General features: G+C 69.2%; 17 protein-coding genes and 1 pseudogene. 13 read left to right on the top strand and 5 right to left on the bottom strand.

Annotated elements, in window-relative coordinates; all coding sequences use genetic code 11:
- Nucleotides 1-3: 3 nt before the first annotated feature.
- Genes IPG61_05625 through IPG61_05610 form a run of 4 tightly spaced genes read right to left on the bottom strand, consistent with a single transcriptional unit; the run spans nt 4 to nt 4615 of the window.
- On the bottom strand, nt 4-783 hold the full coding sequence (locus IPG61_05625; protein MBK6733556.1) for a 4Fe-4S dicluster domain-containing protein: 780 nt from the start codon (nt 781-783) through the stop codon (nt 4-6).
- Entirely contained in the window at nt 770-2983 is a 2214-nt protein-coding gene (locus tag IPG61_05620) for a molybdopterin-dependent oxidoreductase (protein ID MBK6733555.1), read from the bottom strand. Before IPG61_05620 ends, IPG61_05625 begins: the two co-directional genes overlap by 14 nt.
- 25 nt (nt 2984-3008) lie before the next feature.
- On the bottom strand, nt 3009-3635 hold the full coding sequence (locus IPG61_05615) for a cytochrome c3 family protein (protein ID MBK6733554.1): 627 nt from the start codon (nt 3633-3635) through the stop codon (nt 3009-3011).
- A 38-nt stretch (nt 3636-3673) separates the two neighbouring features.
- On the bottom strand, nt 3674-4615 hold the full coding sequence (locus tag IPG61_05610; protein ID MBK6733553.1) for a hypothetical protein: 942 nt from the start codon (nt 4613-4615) through the stop codon (nt 3674-3676).
- A gap of 362 nt (nt 4616-4977) precedes the next feature.
- On the opposite strand from IPG61_05610, the gene IPG61_05605 reads away from it, so the two are divergent.
- The 7 genes and pseudogenes from IPG61_05605 to sixA all read left to right on the top strand — a co-directional run bounded on the left by IPG61_05605 (nt 4978) and on the right by sixA (nt 11149).
- Complete coding sequence (locus IPG61_05605) at nt 4978-5256, top strand: hypothetical protein (protein ID MBK6733552.1); 279 nt, start codon at nt 4978-4980, stop codon at nt 5254-5256.
- A 242-nt stretch (nt 5257-5498) separates the two neighbouring features.
- A complete protein-coding gene (locus tag IPG61_05600) occupies nt 5499-5741 on the top strand; it encodes a sulfurtransferase TusA family protein (protein MBK6733551.1) in 243 nt (80 codons plus the stop codon).
- 5 nt (nt 5742-5746) lie between these two features.
- Entirely contained in the window at nt 5747-6112 is a 366-nt protein-coding gene (locus tag IPG61_05595) for a DsrE family protein (GenBank protein MBK6733550.1), read from the top strand.
- Nucleotides 6076-6858: an OsmC family protein gene (locus IPG61_05590; protein MBK6733549.1), complete on the top strand. Its 783-nt coding sequence runs from the start codon at nt 6076-6078 to the stop codon at nt 6856-6858. The genes IPG61_05595 and IPG61_05590 overlap by 37 nt, the downstream gene beginning before the upstream one ends.
- Before the next feature lie 13 nt (nt 6859-6871).
- Nucleotides 6872-8029 (top strand): annotated as a pseudogene (locus IPG61_05585) (cobalamin-independent methionine synthase II family protein).
- 363 nt (nt 8030-8392) lie between these two features.
- On the top strand, nt 8393-10528 hold the full coding sequence (locus IPG61_05580) for a T9SS type A sorting domain-containing protein (protein MBK6733548.1): 2136 nt from the start codon (nt 8393-8395) through the stop codon (nt 10526-10528).
- 138 nt (nt 10529-10666) lie between these two features.
- Entirely contained in the window at nt 10667-11149 is a 483-nt protein-coding gene (sixA, locus tag IPG61_05575; GenBank protein ID MBK6733547.1) for a phosphohistidine phosphatase SixA, read from the top strand.
- 153 nt (nt 11150-11302) lie between these two features.
- Here the strand turns inward: sixA and IPG61_05570 are convergent, their stop codons facing one another.
- A complete protein-coding gene (locus IPG61_05570) occupies nt 11303-12625 on the bottom strand; it encodes a S41 family peptidase (protein ID MBK6733546.1) in 1323 nt (440 codons plus the stop codon).
- A gap of 202 nt (nt 12626-12827) precedes the next feature.
- Here IPG61_05570 and IPG61_05565 point away from each other — a divergent pair, with 202 nt between their 5' ends.
- From IPG61_05565 to IPG61_05540, 6 genes are all read left to right on the top strand, one after another.
- A complete protein-coding gene (locus tag IPG61_05565; GenBank protein ID MBK6733545.1) occupies nt 12828-13100 on the top strand; it encodes a hypothetical protein in 273 nt (90 codons plus the stop codon).
- Nucleotides 13101-13353: 253 nt separating this feature from the next.
- Nucleotides 13354-13674, top strand: coding sequence for a TusE/DsrC/DsvC family sulfur relay protein (locus IPG61_05560; protein MBK6733544.1), 321 nt, complete (start codon nt 13354-13356; stop codon nt 13672-13674).
- Nucleotides 13671-14309, top strand: a complete 639-nt coding sequence (locus IPG61_05555; GenBank protein MBK6733543.1) for a hypothetical protein — start codon at nt 13671-13673, stop codon at nt 14307-14309. Before IPG61_05560 ends, IPG61_05555 begins: the two co-directional genes overlap by 4 nt.
- 18 nt (nt 14310-14327) lie before the next feature.
- Nucleotides 14328-15698, top strand: a complete 1371-nt coding sequence (locus IPG61_05550) for a (Fe-S)-binding protein (GenBank protein MBK6733542.1) — start codon at nt 14328-14330, stop codon at nt 15696-15698.
- A complete protein-coding gene (locus IPG61_05545) occupies nt 15682-16872 on the top strand; it encodes an aminotransferase class V-fold PLP-dependent enzyme (GenBank protein ID MBK6733541.1) in 1191 nt (396 codons plus the stop codon). Before IPG61_05550 ends, IPG61_05545 begins: the two co-directional genes overlap by 17 nt.
- Nucleotides 16873-16882: 10 nt before the next feature.
- On the top strand, nt 16883-17302 hold the full coding sequence (locus tag IPG61_05540; GenBank protein ID MBK6733540.1) for a YjbQ family protein: 420 nt from the start codon (nt 16883-16885) through the stop codon (nt 17300-17302).
- The last annotated feature ends 98 nt before the right edge of the window (nt 17303-17400 follow it).

Genomic DNA, 17400 nt, shown 5'->3' with positions numbered 1-17400 from the left:
GTGTCAGGCTCCTTCCGGGCCGGCGTTCGTGCCCCGGACCATGTCGAGACGGCTCAGGCCGATGCGGCGCACCCAGGCGTCGCGCGAGAGGTAGGTGACCTTGGGCCCGGTGCCGAGCGCCTCGAGCAGGCGGAAGGCGTTGGGGCTCTTCTCCAGTGCGACCAGTTCCGAATCCTCGTCCAGCCGGTCGCCGAAGGTGATGGCGCCGTGGGGGCAGGCCTCGACGCAGGCGGGCACGTACGACACGGCCTCGGAAGCCGGCCGGCCCTCGGCCGCGGCCAGCTCGCGCGCGCGATCGAGGCGGCCGTGGCAGAAGTTGCATTTCTCGGCCACGCCGCGCATGCGCGGAGCCACGTCCGGGTTCAGCGTGTCCTCGAGGCCTTCCGGCCACGTCGGGTCGAACCAGTTGAAGTAGCGCGCATGGTAGGGGCAGGCGGCCATGCAGTAGCGGCAGCCCATGCAGCGGGTCGGCACCTGCCCGATGATGCCGGTGCTCTCGTCGAGCTGGACCGCCGTCACGGGGCAGACATGGATGCAGGGCGCGTGTTCACACTGCTGGCAGGGAATGGGCACGAACACCGAACGGTGCTCGGGCCAGTCCTTGCCGTTGTCGGTGCGGTGGACGCGCAGCCAGGTCAGGCCGCGGTTCTCGGCGGCTTCCACCGGCGGCACCGAAACGTTGTTCTCGACGGCGCACGCGACCATGCAGGCGCCGCAGCCGGTGCACTTGTCCAGGTCGATGACCATCGCGTAGCGCGCGCCGGTTGCTTCAGGCGTGTGCATGGCGCACCTCCTTCAGCGAGGCGCCGCAGAGCCGCCAGACGGTTCCCTGCGAGGCTCCGCACAGTTCGGGGACGCTCACGCCGGACCCGGCGGGATCACCCAGATCCAGAGGATCGGGACCGGTCGCCAGGCTGACGACTCCCGGCGGCAGCGACCGGTCGTGCCGGATGATCACGCTGCGCGCGCCGTGCCCTGTGCCGAGATCGCCGGAGGCGCCGTCGGCCAGGCCGAGTTCCTTCGCCGTGCGCGGGTTCAGGGCCGCGCGGCGCGAGCCGGGCAGCAGTTCCGATTCGCGGTACAGCTTGTTGAGCACCGGCGAGGCCACCGCACCAGCGGCAACGGCCAGGCCGCCGCCGGCCATGAGCAGCAACGGCCGGTTCGCGTCCCGCGTCGCGTCGCCGCGGCCGTTGCGCAGTGCGCGCCAGCGCGACGCCAGGCCGGAGCGGCTGCCCGGCAGGACCAGCGCCGGCCCCGCCAGTGACGCGTCGGCATCGCCGATCCAGGTGCCTCCGCGCTTCAACATGTCGGCCACGGCATCCGGATCGACCAGCGATGTGAGGGCAACCGAGCCACTGCGTTGCGGGTCAAACATCCCGCCGGCGCCGCGTGACTGCAGGCCGGCGGCGCGGCGGGCCAGTTCGGCTTCGTGGGCCTCGCGGCCGTTCACGGCCGGGACCGCCAGTCCGGATGCCGCTTCGATGCGCGCCAGCCACTCGGCCGGATGCACGGCCCAGTCGGGGGCCGCGGCCACCACCGGTGACCATGCGTAGGTGCCGTGCGGCGACAGCGCCGGCGTGGGGACATCGTCGAGCCATTCGCCGGGCGCGGGGGTCGGCAGCACCAGGTCGGCCGCCAGGCCGACGGCGCCGCCGGCGTAGGGCGACAACGCGACCATGCGGGCCTCGGGCCCGCGCAGCTTGCGACGCAGCATCTCCGGCGCCAGGGGCGCGCCGGGGAACGAACCGTCGACGATGAGCAGGTCGAGCGAACCGTCGGGCACGCCGGCCAGCGGCTGCGGCCGGGGCAGGTCCGCCGCATCAACCTCAGACGCGAACTGGGCCTCGTCCGCCGGACGCAGGCGCAGCGCCGAGGCGGGGCCCGGCTCGCCGAGCAGCAGGTTCAGGCACCAGACGGCCGCTTCCTCCTCGGCACCGAGCGGCCCGGCGCCGGGATCGCCCACGCCCAGGACCAGGGCCGGCCGACGGGCCGCGAGTTCGCGCGCGGTGTCGCGAATCGCGGCAGCCGGCAGGCCGCAGGTCTCGGCAACGCGCTCGGGCGCGAAGTCGGCCAGCAACTCGGCGAAGGTGCCTTCGCCGGCACCGTCGACCTTCGCCAGCGCGATCACGCGCGGGTCGCTCGCCAGCGCCTCGTGCACCAGCACATGCGCCAGGGCCAGAGCCAGCGGCGCCTCGCTGCCGGGGCGTACCGGCAGCCAGCGGTCGGCGCGGGCAGCCGTGGCGGTGGCGGTGGCATCGACCTGGATGTGGAACGGACGCGCGTCGCCGGCCGGCAGCCCCAGGCTGTGGGCCGCGTCGGCCAGCGGGGTGCCGAAGCAGAGGATGGACCGGGCGCGTGCGGGAGCCGGCGCCGGCGCCAGCAGGGCGGTGCCCGTCAGCGAGGTGAACGCCGCGGCCGAGGCCTGCCACGCATCGGGAGCCACGAGGTACATGCCGCCGCCCTGCCGCTGCAGGAACTCGCGGTACTGGCGCGAAAGCGCGCGGCCGGGTCGCAGGTCGAGGATGGCCACCGCAGCGGCGTCGCCGCGCGAGCGCGAGGCGGCCAGGAGGCGGCCGACGTCGCCGACCGCGGCCCCGGCGTCCTGCATTTCCCAGGGCGCGTCGCTGCGTGCGGCATCGCGCCGGCAGGCGCCACGCACACGCGCAGGGTGGAAGCGCATCTGCGCGGCGGCCAGGCCCAGGGGGCAGGCGCCGGCGGCGGCCGGATGGCCGGGCTGCGGCCAGGCCGAAACATACGAGGCGCCGACCAGGCGGGCGCGCAGGCCGCAACCGGCCGGGCACAGGGTGCAGGTGGTGTCACGCCAGCTGACGGGACCGCGCGGCGGACGCGCGATGCGCGACCAGTTCTGCGTCCAGATCGAGGCATCGTCGAGCAGTTTCCAGGGCAGCGGCGAGAGCACGGCTCCGGCCACGGCGCCGCCCATGAACTTCAGCAGACTTCTGCGTGTCAGGTCCAGCGTCACCGCACCGGCCTCCAAAGTTGCGTCCCTATTTGTGGCACATCAGGCAATGGTCCCGGACGCCGCGCTCGGCGTGGCACTTGACGCAGTCGCTCATCTTCATCGAGTCCCACTCGTTGGGGCCGCCCCCGGCGATGCGCGGGCCCCAGATGTTGCGGCTGTACGTGCTGATCCGGTTGAACTGGTAGACGGGCGTCGCGGCCGAAAGCCCGTGATCGCCGTGGCAGCGTCGGCACTCGAGGCCGGCCCGTTTCACGTGGGGGGCGTGGGAGAAATAGACGTTGTCGGGCTGGCGCGCGTAGACCAGCCAGGGAATCTCGCGCTCCGCAGCCACGTAGTCGTCGACCAGGACGCGCTCGGCTTCCGTGCTTCCCTGCGCCTCGCTGTGGCATTCGATGCAGTTGCTGAGGGAGGGGATGCCGGTGAAGCTGCCGTCTTCGGCGAAGCTGTGGCAATCCTCGCAGCTCATCCCTGCGCTCTCGGCATGTACCTGGTGGTTGAAGGAGAGCGGCTGCTCCTGGCGCCCGTAGAGGAACGCCGGCAACGCCACCCAGCCGGCCACGAGGCCGGCGGCCAGTCCCAGGATGCCGAATACGCCGCTGAAAGCGCTGCGGCGGCGTGCGGCGCGGGCTGCCTGCGGGGTTTCTTCGGCGATGATCTCGATCTGCGGCCGACGGTCACTTTCGCTGTGTGTCACTCCGGGATGCCTCCGTCTCGCAGCGCGAAGAACTCGTGGTGCAACCGCACGAGCGTGCGGCGGTCGAGCAGTGCGGAAAGGTCGCCGTCGGCGTGGCCGCCGTCGGTGGACAGGCCGGCCTCGCTGCCCCGCCGTTCGTCCAGGCAGGCGTGCACGAAGCCGGTCAGCCGATCGCGTTCGCGGCGCATCCAGCGGCGGGCCGCCGTTCCGCGCAGGAAGTGGGACGTCTCGGTCGGTCCGGCGTCGGCGCCCGGCTCGGCGACAGGGACGCCGGCGATCAGCCAGCCGCGGCCGTAGGGATCGTCGGACACGATCGACGGCGCGACGGCCAGATGCGCATTGGGTTCGATCTCGCGGAGGGCCAGCGGGAGCACCATCTCCAGGTCCATGCCGCCGACGCGGATCAGCACCGAGGGGCGGGCAGCGGCGCGGCGGGCCGGGAAGGTCACGGCCTCGACCTTGCCGAGCGTACCGGTGAAGAAGGCGTCCACGCCGATGTGGACGCGACGGCCATCGCCTTCGTCCAGCCACAGGTGGTTGCGGGCGTAGGCCAGGTCGTCGGGCTGCTCGATGGCAATGTCGGTCGGGTCGGCGCCAGGGTCGGGGGCCGTGGTGCGTGAACGCGGCTCGGCCATCGCCAGGTAGAGGTCGCAGTAGCGGTGACCGTCGCCGCCGCAGCGCGAGGCAGCTGCCTTGTTGCAGGGAACCAGCTTCCGCACGGGCGCCAGATCGCAGTAGTGGACGTCCTCCACGCAGAGGTTGGGACAGTGGTCCTGCTGGGCGCCGGGCTCCACGCTGTCGCGCACCAGGCTGCACTCGAGCCAGGCGCGGCTCAGGCAGCGCTCGGCGGTGTCGTTGTCCGCGCTGAGCGGGATCAGCTTCATGCCGTACAGACCGCAGTACTTCACGTTCAACTTGCGGAGGAATGGGCAGTGCATGCGTTCGCCTCCCTTGCCGGCGTCGGTTCCGGGCTGTTACTGCAAGCGCGGGACCAGTCGCCGCGGGCGGCGCGCAATCGCCGCATTCGCGCGCGATTCGGCGATTGGGCGGTGGCGGGCGCCGTGCAGGCGCCGGGGCGCATGTCGTGAAGTGTAGGAAAACGCGAACGAGCGTAGGGAATCACCACATGACTTCATCGGCGGGACAACGTGCAGCAGCGGTCAGGGGGTTCCTCGAACGCGGCAAGTGCTTGCGCGCAGGCGCCTTCGCACTTCAGTGCCGACAGTGGCAAGCCCTATGCAATAGGAGGCATGGAACATCCCCATCACGGCGGCCCGGACCGCGCACGTCAGGAGCGGACATGGACACAGGCAACATGACTTTCGAGGAGATCCTCTTCAACGGCCGGTACCACATCATCGGCGGCGTGATGTTCCTGGTCTTCATGGCGGCCTTCATGCGCGAGATCGTCAGCGAGCTGACGGCCGCGGTGAGTGCGCGTCGCCGCGTTGCGCACCGGCACTCCCTGGCCACGTTCATGTCCGACCCGATGCTGGGTGCGACGATGACCGACGGCGGCGAGCCCGTCGACGAGGAGATCCGCAAGGACCAGGCACCCGGGGACAAGCCGCGCCCGTAGCGCGCGCGTAGTCCGGAATCCGGTTTCCCGGGCGGCTGCACCGCAGGTTGTGCGCCGCCCGGCGGCGTGCTAGATTCAGCGCGTCGAAAGGAACCGGATGAAGCTCCGTTCCCGGCGCCGCCTGTGAGGCGCGCGCCCCGTCCCGGCGGTCCGTCGGGCTTCCGCACCCTGCCAGCTCCAGCCGCCGGCGGCCTAGCGCGCCGGCCACTCCCGTTTACCGTCATCTTCGGCCGGGGCCGCCCATGAGCGGTTTTCCCCGTCATTGGCAGTTCGACGACGTCTTCGACAGCGTCGACAACGGCTGCGGCGACTTCATTCTCGACCTGCGGGGTCAGATCGCCGCGCTGCCTGCGGGCGCGGTGCTCATGGTCGCCAGTCGTGACGCCGGCGCGCCCATCGAGGTGCCGGCCTGGTGCCGCCTGACCGGGCACCATCTCCTGGAGGCCCAGCCTCCGTTCTACCTCATCCAGAAACGAAGGGACTGACCACCATGGCCGGGAAATTCTGCGTGACCATCACCCAGTGCAAGTCGGACGAGGACAAGGCGACCCTGGGCTTCGTCGTGGCCAATGCCGCGGTCGGCAGCGACAAGGAGACGATGGTCTTCCTGAGCGCCGATGGCGTCTGGGCGGCGGTCAAGGGCGAGATGGAGAAGGTGTCGGTGGGGGCGCCGTTCGCGCCGCTCAGCGAACTGGTCGGGAAGTTCACCGCCAACGGCGGCAAGATCCTCGTCTGCTCGCCGTGCATCAAGAAGCGCGGCATCACCGAGGACATGCTCGTCGACGGCGCGGTCGCGGCCGGCGGCGCGGCGCTCGTGGAATGGCTGTCGCAGGGCTCGCCCTGCGTGGGGTACTAGCGGTGGACCTGGAAGGCCTGGCCCCCGACCACCGGTTGGACGGGGGCGACCTGGACTGCGGTTCCGGGCTGGTGCTGCTGATCCGCGAGCACATGCAGCAGGTGCCGGAAGGCGGCGTGCTGGAGTTGCGCAGCCGCGAGCGGACGGTCTGCGACGACCTGCCGCCGTGGTGCCGCATGGTCGGGCACGAGTACCTGGGCCAGCTGCCGGGCGCGACGTCCGACGAGAAGCGGTTCTTCGTGCGGCGCGGTGCGGCGGCCGTCGCGCAGGCCGAGGCGGCTGCCCTTGCCGACGACAAGGCCCGGGCCCGCGACTACGAGTGGCGGCTGCGCGCGCGTTCCACCGGCGGCATGCGTTCGACCGCGTACTGCCGCAATTTCGCGTTCACGATCGGGCAGCCGGCCAGTTTCGAGGAGAAGGACGAGCATCCGTCGGCCGTCGAGATGCTGCTGGGCGCGCTGGCCGGCGACCTGGCGACCGGCTTCTTCACGGCCTGCGCGCGGGCCGGCCTGCAGGTGGACGACGTGGAGATCACGGCGCGCGCCCGGTTGCACAACGTGCTGGCCCACCTCGGCCTCGAGGAGGGCGACCCGTCGTTCGAGGCGATCGTGATCAAGGTCTTCGCCTCGACCATGGACGATGAGGCGAAGGTGCGCGCGATATGGGACGAGGTGTGGCGTCGCTCGCCGGTGGCCATGACCCTGGCCAAGGCGGCGCGGCTGGATACGCAACTGACCATTGTCTGAACAGGAGCAGGGCGTGAAACCGTTTTCCGTGACCCAGGTGGGCAGCTGGCCGCGCTCGCGCGAACTGCTGCGCGCGCTGCGCGACCGCCAGCAGGGGCGGCTCGACCGTGCCGGCTTCGACCGCGTGGCCGACGACGAGGTTCGGCGCTGCGTGGCCGCGCAGCTCGAAGCCGGCGTCGACGTAGTGGTGGACGGCGAGCAGCGCCGCGACAACTTCTATTCGTTCGTCAGCGACAAGCTGGACGGCACGAAGCTGATGTCGCTGGCCGAGATGCTCGACACCGTCGAGGACAAGTCCGGCTTCGAGGAGATGCTCGACACGCTGGATGTGCCCGCCTCGGCCATCCGCAATCCCACCTGCACCGGCCGGCTGTCCCGGCGCGAGCCGCTGGCCCTCGACGAGCTTCGGTTTGTGCAGCAGCTGACCGACAAGCCGGTGAAGATCACCTTGCCGGGGCCGTACCTGCTGACCCGCTCGATGTGGGTGGGCGCCTTCACCAAGGGGGCGTACGCCGACAAGACGGAGATGGGCAACGACGTCGTGCGCATCCTGCGCGACGAACTGCTCGACCTGGCTGCCGCCGGCGCCGCCTTCGTGCAGTTCGACGAGCCCGTGCTGACCGAGATCGTGATGAGCGAGGAGTGTGATCGCCGCACCTTCATGTGAGCCACGCTTGCCACCCGCCGTGACGCGGGTGCCGAGCTCGAATACGCCGCCGAGCTGCTGAACCGCGTCGTGGACGGGGTCACCGGTGTCCGCACCGGACTGCACGTCTGCCGCGGCAACTGGAGCCGCCGCGAAGACGTGCTGTTGACCGGCGATTACGCCCGACTGCTGCCGGCCTTCCGCGACATGCGCGTGCACCAGTTCGTGCTGGAGTACGCCACGCCGCGCGCCGGCGACATCTCCGTGGTGGGCGAGGCCCTGGCCGACCGCGAGATCGGGCTGGGCGTGGTCAACCCGCGCACAGCGGAGGTGGAGTCGGCCGCGGAGATCATCGCCCGGGTCGAGACCGCCCTGCGCTGGTATCGCCCGGGGCAGGTGGCGCTGAACCCGGACTGCGGTTTCGGCTGCTTCGCGAATCGCTGCGTGAACGACCACGAGACGGCGGCGGGCAAGCTGGGGGCGATGGTGGCGGCGGCGCGGGAGTTGCGGGAGCGGCATGGGTGAGGGGGCGGGTTGGGTAAGCGGGCGCACCATGAGCGGAGCTTGCGCCGGCGCAAGTCGACGGACAACATAACAACTATTCAAATTTTGAACTAACTGCACGTGCGCTTCATGAGGGCATCGCGGCCATGCGGCATGATTCTTCCACTGAATAAGCGAAATCGACCCCGACCAGCGAGCGCCGGGCCCCCCCGGTAGCCGGCGCTTTGATGGCGACATCCGGAGGGCAAAGTCATGTATTCCGCGGAACATCTCCCGGCATTTGACGCAAACATCCGCTGTACGCAGTCCAAACGGCACCTGAACAAGTTGCCCAGCGGGAGTGAACTATTCCGATATAGACTCGGCCTGCCGGCAATTCTCGGCTTGTCGATCCTGAGTTTCTGCAGCTCGGAAGCGGCTGCTCAGTGTATCGAGTACGGAGATTTCATGCACCAGAGCGGCAGCCTGGCGCTTCCCGCTCTCGCGTACGCCGCCGCGACCGACGGCTCCGTGGCGCTGGTGGCCAATTCGTTCAGCGGGTTGCAGGTCGTGGACGTCACCGATCCATCCCACCCCATCCTGGCCGCGACCCTGGACACACCTGGTGAAGCCGTGGACGTCGCCATTCGCGGCGAGTTCGGATTCGTCGCGGACGGGCAGACCGGACTGCTCATCGTCGACTTGACGGATCCGTACGCACCTGTGGTCGTGGCAACGGTCGACACGCCGGGCGTGGCCCGCGCGGTGTGTCTGGAAGGGGACTGGGCTTACGTGGCGGACATGGAAGCCGGGGTGCAGGTTGTCGATATCAGCGATCCGCACCTGGCGAGCCTGGCGGCGAGCTTTTGCCCTGGTTCCTACGTTCTCGATATCGCGGTTGGCGGGCACAAGGCCTACATCGCCGCCAATTCCGATGGTCTGCTGGTTGTCGATGTCCGCGATCCGTTGCACGCGCAATTCGAGGGCGCGGTGGATGGAATCTGGCACGTTCAGACTGTCGCCACAGGTGGCAACTATGTCTATGCAGTGTCTGGCTTTTCGGCCGACATCGATATCGTCGAGATCGGCGCTTTGTCGAGTCCGCGTCTGGTACAGACCATGTACTTGCCCGATGACTGCGTCGACGTGACTACAGTCGATTCCCGGCTGTACGTTGCCAGCTTCGAGGCGGGCCTGCTGGTCTATGACGTTTCCGAACTCGACGCGATCCAACTTGTCGGCGGCGTGGACACGCCCGGCTACGCATACGGTACCGCGGTGGCCGGTGGAATCGCCGTCGTGGCTGACTTCGACCGCGGGTTGCATGTGATCGATGTCTCGACTGCACGGACGCCCGTCGCGCTCGGCGAAGCTTTGGTGGGCGCCATGCCGTACGACATCTGCGTTCAGGGTGATTTTGCGTACCCGGCCAGCCGTTCAGGATTGCACGTGGTTGACATCGGGGACCCCGCGGCAATGGGTGTAGTCGGGGTTCTGGCCGGCGACAATCAGCCCTTCTGGAGTGTGGCCGCGACGGAGAGCCATGCCTTCGTCACCCAAGGGAGTGCGGGTCTGCGTGTCATCGACATCGGCAACGCAGCAGGGCCAGAGACCGTGGGTGCCCTGGATCTGCCGGGAGACATGGCCTCGGCCATCGCCCTTGCCGGCAATCTGGCCCTCGTCACCGACACCTACACCGGCCTGCATCTTGTCAACATCAGCGACCCCCGGCAACCAGTCGCGGTGAGTTCCCTGGCGATGCCGGACTTGTCCATGGGTGTCTCGGTTCGCGGCAACCTGGCGTTTGTGGCGGCTTATGCCGCGGGTCTGCAGGTGGTTGATTTCAGCGACGTGACGCGACCCATCGTCGTCGGCTCCCTGGCCATGACCGGTGAAACATACCAGGTCGAAGTCAGGGGGGATCTTGCGTATGTTGTCGGTACGGGGCCTGGTTTGCAGATCGTGGATGTCTCCGATCCGTCCGAACCGCGAGCCATGGGGCAGTGTCAATCGGTGCTCGGCCGCCTGGCGCTGGATCCCGCGTTGCCCTACGCCTACGTCATGCACAGGCACGGCTTCAAGGTCGTGGACATCCGCGACGCCGCGCAGCCGCAACTGATCGGTGAGATGTTCAGGAACGGTGAGGTCGCCGGAATGGCAGCGTGCGCCGGCGGGGTACTCTTCGGTGATTGGGATACGGGCCTGGTGATGGCTCCGGTCCAATGCGGTGCGGCGTCAGCAGTCGACGCGCCTGTGGGGCTGCCGACAACCCGCCCACTGCGCATTGCTCCGAATCCGTTGTCGGCGCAGGCAACAATCGCGTTCGATCTTGAGCGACCCGGTACCGTCGAGGCCGCTGTTTACGATCTCGCGGGGCGCCTCGTACGACATCTGGCCCAGAGGTCCGCGGCCGCTGGCCCACAGCAACTGTGGTGGGACGGGCGCAATGATGCCGGAAGGGCCATGCCGGCTGGCGTCTACCTGGTGACGGTGCGGGCGGGAGGCACGACGTCGTCAGCGAGGCTGGCACTCGTTCATTGATGGACAGTTACTGAGCGCTTCGGTACAGCGGCGTCTGCACGATGAGCCGACTTGCGCCGGCGCAACTCGCCATTCCGCTGTCGGCGGTTGCCGGAGTCGGGTACAGGTGGGCCGAATTCCAGACCGGGAGCAGAGCCAATGAAGGTCTATTTCCTCCGCCACGGCCTGGCCGGCAAACGCAGCGAATGGAAGCGGGACGACGCCGAGCGCCCGCTCACGGTCGAAGGCATCGAAAGGATGCACCGCATCGCGGCCACCCTCGCCGCGCTCGACCTGGGCCTGGACGCGATCGTGACCAGCCCGCTCGTCCGCGCGAAGCAGACAGCGGAGATCGTCGCGCAAGAGCTCGAGATGCCATTGAAGGAGGATGCAAGACTCGCCCCCGGGTTCAACGCCGAACTGCTGCGTGGCGTGCTGCTCGACCACCCCGGCGCGAAGTCCATCATGGTCGTGGGGCATGAACCCGATTTCAGCGCCACGATCGGCGCGCTGGTCGGCGGCGGGTCGATCATCTGCAGGAAGGGCGGCCTGGCGCTGGTGGAGTTGCCGGACGCACACTCGCACAAGGGCGAGCTGCTGTGGCTCGTTCCGCCCAGGATCCTGGCGTCGGGAGAATCCTGAAGCAACTCATCACTGGTGCCAGGTGTCGCTTGCGCCGGCGCAAGTCTCACGCGCGCGCGATACTTGCGCCGGCGCAAGTCTCACGCGCGCGATACTTGCGCCGGCGCAACGGTTTGCCGGCATCACCTTCGCGCGTTCGCGCCCGGCCTCAGGTCACCGCTCCCGCTCGCTGGTGTCCGTGCGGCCATCGGAGTACATCCCCACGAGGCGTATCACACGCCCGCGATCGTCGCGCTCGAAGCGGATCCGGAAGTAGTCGATCTCGGCAAGCCGGAAAGTACCCTCCGCCACGGGAATCATGGTCATGGGCTGGCCGTCGGCGCGCTGGTAGACCAGGTGGTCGCCGTCGCGACGCACCTGGCGCACATCGTAGCGGCCGACGAAGGCATCCAGCGCATCCGCCGCCAGGCTCAGGGGATTACGGCGCGAGGCGAGACCATCGCGGGCCCAGGCCAGGGCGAAGCGCCGTTCCGGATCCTCGTTGGATTCCGCGAGGGCGGTCAGTGCCTGGAGGTAGGCAGTGTCCAGGGCCTGGTCGGCCGGACAGGCGAGGTGCGGTTCGATGCCGGTGCCTTCCCAGTTGGTGCCGGTGATGGGATTGACGGCGCGACCGAAGGGCAGCGACATCGTCACCTGGTAGGCGCCGAAATCGAACTGGTGCGTTTCGACGGGATGAGCGCCGCCGCCGGTCGTCTCGCCGACGATGGTGGCGCGTTCGAGGTTGTTGAGATTGTAGGTGAACTCCTCGGCCGCAGAGAACGTGCGGCGACTGGTGAGCACGTAGACCGGCGTGGCGGCCAGGCTCGGGCCCGGCACCCAGGGCAGTGTCCAGAACTGTCGTGTTTCTCCGGTGGCGCGGACCTGGAAACTGTTCAGGTGCGTCGGTTCGCCGAGCAGGTAGGTCGTCAGGAGTTGGATCATGGCCGGCGAGCCGCCGCCGTTCTCTGTCAGGTCGATGATGATCGCATCGCTGTAGGCCAGGAAATTCATCGCCGCCACGGCGGTGGGACCGGCCTCGGGGTCGCCGCTGAAGCCGTCCAGCTTGAGATAGCCGACGTTGCCGTCGAGGATCTCCAGCTTCGCGAAGCCGTAGTTGGAGCGCTGTTCCCACTCCCGCTCGAGTCTGCGGGCCACGGCCGGGTCTTCCCGCGCGGCGGGTGGCGGCGGCAATTCTGTCCGCACGCCCAGATGCAGGTCGTGACTGATCGTGCGCAGGTCCGTCGTCAATCGCTGCGCGAACTCCTCGGGACGCTCGATCGCGTCATACCTGCCTTCGGCGAGCCGGGTCCGCACGTCGGTCACCATGGCCCGGGCGACGTCAGGAAAGACATACACCGTGTCGATGGCGGCCGTCACCGAATCGACAATGGCGGCCCGGCGCGCTGCGTCGAGCGCCGGCAGCGGCGTGGCGGCTGGCTGGGCGGCGGCGGGCAATGCGGCGAGAAGCGCCAATAGCAGGAAGGTTGGGCGCATCATTTCGGGAACTCCTCGTTCGGGGCCGGAAGTGGCTTCATGGGAGTGGTCCGCCGCCGCCGGCAAGCGACGGCGTGAAATGGCTGGCGTCTGGTGGCTGCCGCGCGATCAGGGGTACGGGTAATGCGGCATTTGGTTGCGGGTCAGGGCAGCGTGTGGGACTTGCGCTGGCGCAGCCGCCGCGCAGTGTGATCCCAACGACCCGGTGACGGGCCTGCCCGACTTCCACTTCAGCTACTATGTCCGGAATGCTGCCGGCAACGGAACCGCCAATCTGCTCGTCGTGCCAGACGGTTCGGGGGCGCCGCTCACGCAGGCGCGTCGCGCCGACGGCACCATTGCCGACACCGATACCGACGCCGAATGCCGCACGCGCTGGACGCTGCCCCAGCGGGCCGGCGGAATCAGCCGGGCACCATGCGGGATCGTCATCAACGGCGCGACCCCGCCGGCATGCCCCCGATCAGCCTGTCCTTGAATAGACCTGGCGTGAATGGCGACCTGGCCATGACCGCACGTGTGCGCGCCTGACCCGGACGTCCGGGCAACACGGGTCAGGCGCACGTCGCCATCGAGAAACGTCTCCACAAAGAGGACTCATCGACTCCTAGAGTCCGCATGCCGACTATCTCGGGGTTTCGAAATCCCGCAGCCGTGTCCTATCTTTGGGGCGCAGCGAGGCCGGCGCCCGCGCCGGCCCAGGCCAGCAACCGTGGTCACGGGAGGCGGCAATGCCGAAGATCGAGTGCGGCGGGCGCTCGCTGGAAGTCAACGAAGAGGGCTTCCTGCTCCAGCCTGAACAATGGGACGAGGACCTGGCCGTGCACCTTGCGCGCGCCGAGGAGGGCCTCGAGACGCTGACCGACGAACATTGGGCGGTCATCCGTTTCATCCGCGGCCACTTCGAGGAGACCCACGGCGCACCGATGGTGCGCGCGGTCTGCAAGGCCACCGGGCTGCCCCTCAAGCGCGTCTATGAACTGTTCCCGTCGGGTCCCGCGCGTGGCGCCTGCAAGCTGGCGGGCCTGCCCAAGCCGGACGGTTGCGTGTGAGCGCGCCCGACGTCCTGCGGTGGGGCGTGGCGGCCTGCGCCCTCGGCGCTGCGACGGCGCTCGTCGTGCAGGCGTACGGCACCCGCTCGTTCGGACTGCGCCCGCCACAGGCGGCGCCCTCGGCCAGCGCCTGGCGCGGCCTGGCCTATGCCTTCGGCGCCGGCATGTCGCCCACGGCGAAGGAGAGCACGCGCTCGCATCCGTTCGTCTATGCGCTCGGCGTTTCCTACCATCTCGGCATCTTCACCGCGCTGGCCACGCTGCTGTGGGTCGTGATCGCCGGGCCGGCTCGCGTCGCGCCCGTTGCGGTGGTGCGCGCGATCATCGTCATGCTGACGGCGGCCGGCACCGTGGGCGGCGTTGCCTTGCTCGCGAGGCGCGCCCGTACGCCGCTGCTGCGTACGATCAGCGTGCCCGACGACTATGTGGCCAACGCGCTGACGACGGCGTTCATCGCGCTGGCCGCGCTGCATCTGCTGGTCGCGCGGCTGGAGTCCGCGTTCCTCGTCGTCGCCATGCTCCTGCTCGCGTACGCGCCGCTCGGCAAGATCCGACACTGCCTGTTCTTCTTCATTTCCCGCGGACACCTGGGGCGGCACTACGGACGGCGGGGCACGTTCCCGCTGCGCCACTGACGCGGGAGCAAGGGCACCATGGCGGACCTGGAAACCACCCTCGATGCCCGGCTCGCCGCGCTGTCCGATGCCGACCTGGCGCGCGGCCTGGACATCTTCCGCGCGAAGCTGGGCGCCGCCGGCGCCGCCTCGCTGCAGACCTGCGTGCACTGCGGTCTCTGCGCCGGCTCGTGCCACTACTACCTGACCGACCATGAGCCGGCCTCGATGCCTGCGCACAAGCTCGAGCAGATCGCCGCCGGTTTTCGCGGTCGCTTCACGCTGGCCGGGCGCCTGGCGCCGGCGCTGGTCGGTGCGCGCCCGTTCGACCGCGCCCTGGCCCGCACCTGGATCGAGGCCGCGTTCGGGCGCTGTTCCACCTGCGGGCGCTGCAGCCTCAACTGCACCACGGGCGTCAATGTCGCGGCTGTTGTCCGCGCGGCGCGCGCCACGCTGACGGAGTTGGGCCTGATCCCGGCCGACCTGCAGCAGGTGGTCACGACCGCGCTGGAGACCGGCAACAACATGGGGATCACGCGCGAGGACTGGCTGGATACCGTACAATGGATCGAGGAGGAGACGCAGGGCGCGGTGAACGACCCCGCCGCGCGCATCCCCGTGGACAGGCAGGGCGCGAACATCCTGTTCACCGTCAATCCGCGCGAGCCCAAGTTCTTCCCGCTGGGCCTGCAGGCCAGCGCGACGGTCTTCCACGCCGCCGGCGAGGACTGGACCGTGGCCAGCGAGGGCTGGGACCTGACGAACTACGGCCTGTTCAGCGGCAACAACGCCGAGGGCGGCGCCATCGCCGTGAACCTGCTCGACTCGATGGAGCGGCTCGGCTGCCGGACGCTCGTCATCGGCGAGTGCGGCCACGGCTTCGCTGCGGCGCGCTGGGAATCGGCCGAGTGGCTGCGCCGACGGCCCTCGTTCCGCATCATCAGCTTCCTGGAGCTGATGGAGGAGTACTTTCAGCAGGGACGCCTGAAGGTGGACCCGACCCGGCTGAAGGAGCGCGTGACGCTGCACGATCCCTGCAATACGGTGCGGCAGGGCGGCATCAGCGAGCCGCAGCGGTCCATACTCCGGCGTTGCGTCAGCGATTTCGTGGAGATGACGCCCCACGGGGCCGAGAACTTCTGTTGCGGCGGCGGCGGCGGGCAGCTGGCCATGGCCGAGTACCGCCAGAAGCGCCTGCAGGCCGGCGGCGTGAAGGCGGAGCAGATCCGCGCCACCGGGGCGCGCATCGTCGTGGCCCCGTGCCACAACTGCATTGACCAGTTGATGGAGCTGAATCGGGAGTACAAGCTGGGCGTTGTCATCAAGACCGTCGCGGAGATCGTGGCCGACGCGCTGATCCTGCCGTCGGCCCCTTCGAGCGACAAGGAGAACCATGACGTCGCGTGTTGAAGACCCGTCGCCGCTGATCTACCTGGACAACGGCGCCACGTCGTTCCCGAAGCCCGAGGAAGTCTACGTCTACATGGACGACTTCTACCGGCGCTACGGCGTGAATCCCGGGCGGTCGGGGTACGACCTCTGCATCGAATCGGGCGACCTCGTCGAGGCGACGCGGCGCCTGTTGTGCGCGTTCTTCGGCGGCACCGACCCGAACCGCCTCGTCTTCGGGTACAACGCCACCGATGCGCTGAACCTCGCCATCTTCGGGCTGCTGCAGCCGGGAGATCACGCGGTGACCACGCATGTGGAGCACAACTCGTCGCTGCGGCCGCTGTGGACGCTGCAGCAGCAGGGCGTCGACGTCGACTGGGTCGACTTCGATGGAAACGGTTACATCGATCCGGATGTGGTCATCGCGAAGCTGCAGTCGCGCACGCGGGCCGTCGTCATCAACCACGGCTCGAACGTGATCGGCACCGTGCAGCCGGTGGCGGCCATCGGCAAGGCCTGCCGCGAGCGCGGCATCCCGCTGGTGCTCGACGTCTCGCAGACGGCGGGCATGCTGCCGCTGGACATGGAGAGCCTGGGCGCGGGGGTCATCTGCTTCACCGGGCACAAGTCGTTGATGGGGCCGATGGGCATCGGCGGCATGTACGTGCACCCGGACGTGGAGCTGCGCCAGGTGCGCGCCGGCGGGACGGGCGTGCGCAGCGCGCAGCGCCACCATCTCGAGGAGTACCCCTACCGCATGGAGTACGGGACGCCGAACCTGCCGGGCATCGCCGGGCTGAACGCGGGCGTCAAGTGGGTGCAGGCGCGCGGGGTGGCCGCCATCCACCGGCACGAGATGGATCTCTGGCGCCAGCTGCGCGACGGCCTGCGCGCCATCGAGGGCGTGACCCTGTACTGTGCGGACGAGGTGCCGGGCCGGGAGCGCATCAGTGTGCTGTCGTTCAATGTCGCAGGCGTCGAGGCCGGCGATGTCGGCACGATGCTCGACGTGGACCACGGCATCGCCTGCCGCACCGGCCTGCACTGCGCGCCGATGGTGCACGAGCACCTGGGCACCGACAAGATGCATGGATCCGTGCGGTTCGGCGTCGGGCCGTTCAACACGGCGGAGCAGGTGGCGACGGCGGTGGCGGCCGTGGGCGAGATCGCCGAGCTGGGACGCCGGCGTTGAAGGAGCAGGCATGAAGAGCCACCGCGAGGAGATCGCCCTGGAAGTGCCGGCGCGGCGCGGGTTCGTGAACATCACCCCGCAGGTCGAGGCGGCCCTCGCGCACAGCGGCATTCGCGAAGGGCTGTGCCTGGTCAACGCCATGCACATCACCGCCTCGGTCTTCATCAACGACGACGAGTCGGGCCTGCACCACGACTACGAGAAGTGGCTCGAACACCTGGCCCCGCACGCGCCCACCGACCGCTACCGCCACAACCTGACCGGCGAGGACAACGCCGACGCGCACCTCAAGCGCCAGGTGATGGGCCGCGAGGTCGTGGTGGCCGTGACCGGCGGCAGGCTCGACTTCGGGCGCTGGGAGCAGATCTTCTACGGCGAGTTCGACGGGCGGCGGCGCAAGCGGGTGCTGGTGAAGATCATCGGGGAGTAGCGGGCGCGCCGGCGGGATCCCTGTGCGAATCGGCGCTCCGGGCGCTATCCTGTCCGGTCACCGGATCTGGCATCCCACCCCGTCGCGGAGAATCCCAA

It is taken from the genome of bacterium (assembly GCA_016703265.1).
In the GTDB taxonomy this organism is placed as follows: domain Bacteria; phylum Krumholzibacteriota; class Krumholzibacteriia; order LZORAL124-64-63; family LZORAL124-64-63; genus CAINDZ01.
The sequence above is the reverse complement of the archived record's forward strand: the minus strand, read 5'-3'. Positions and strand labels throughout refer to the sequence as shown.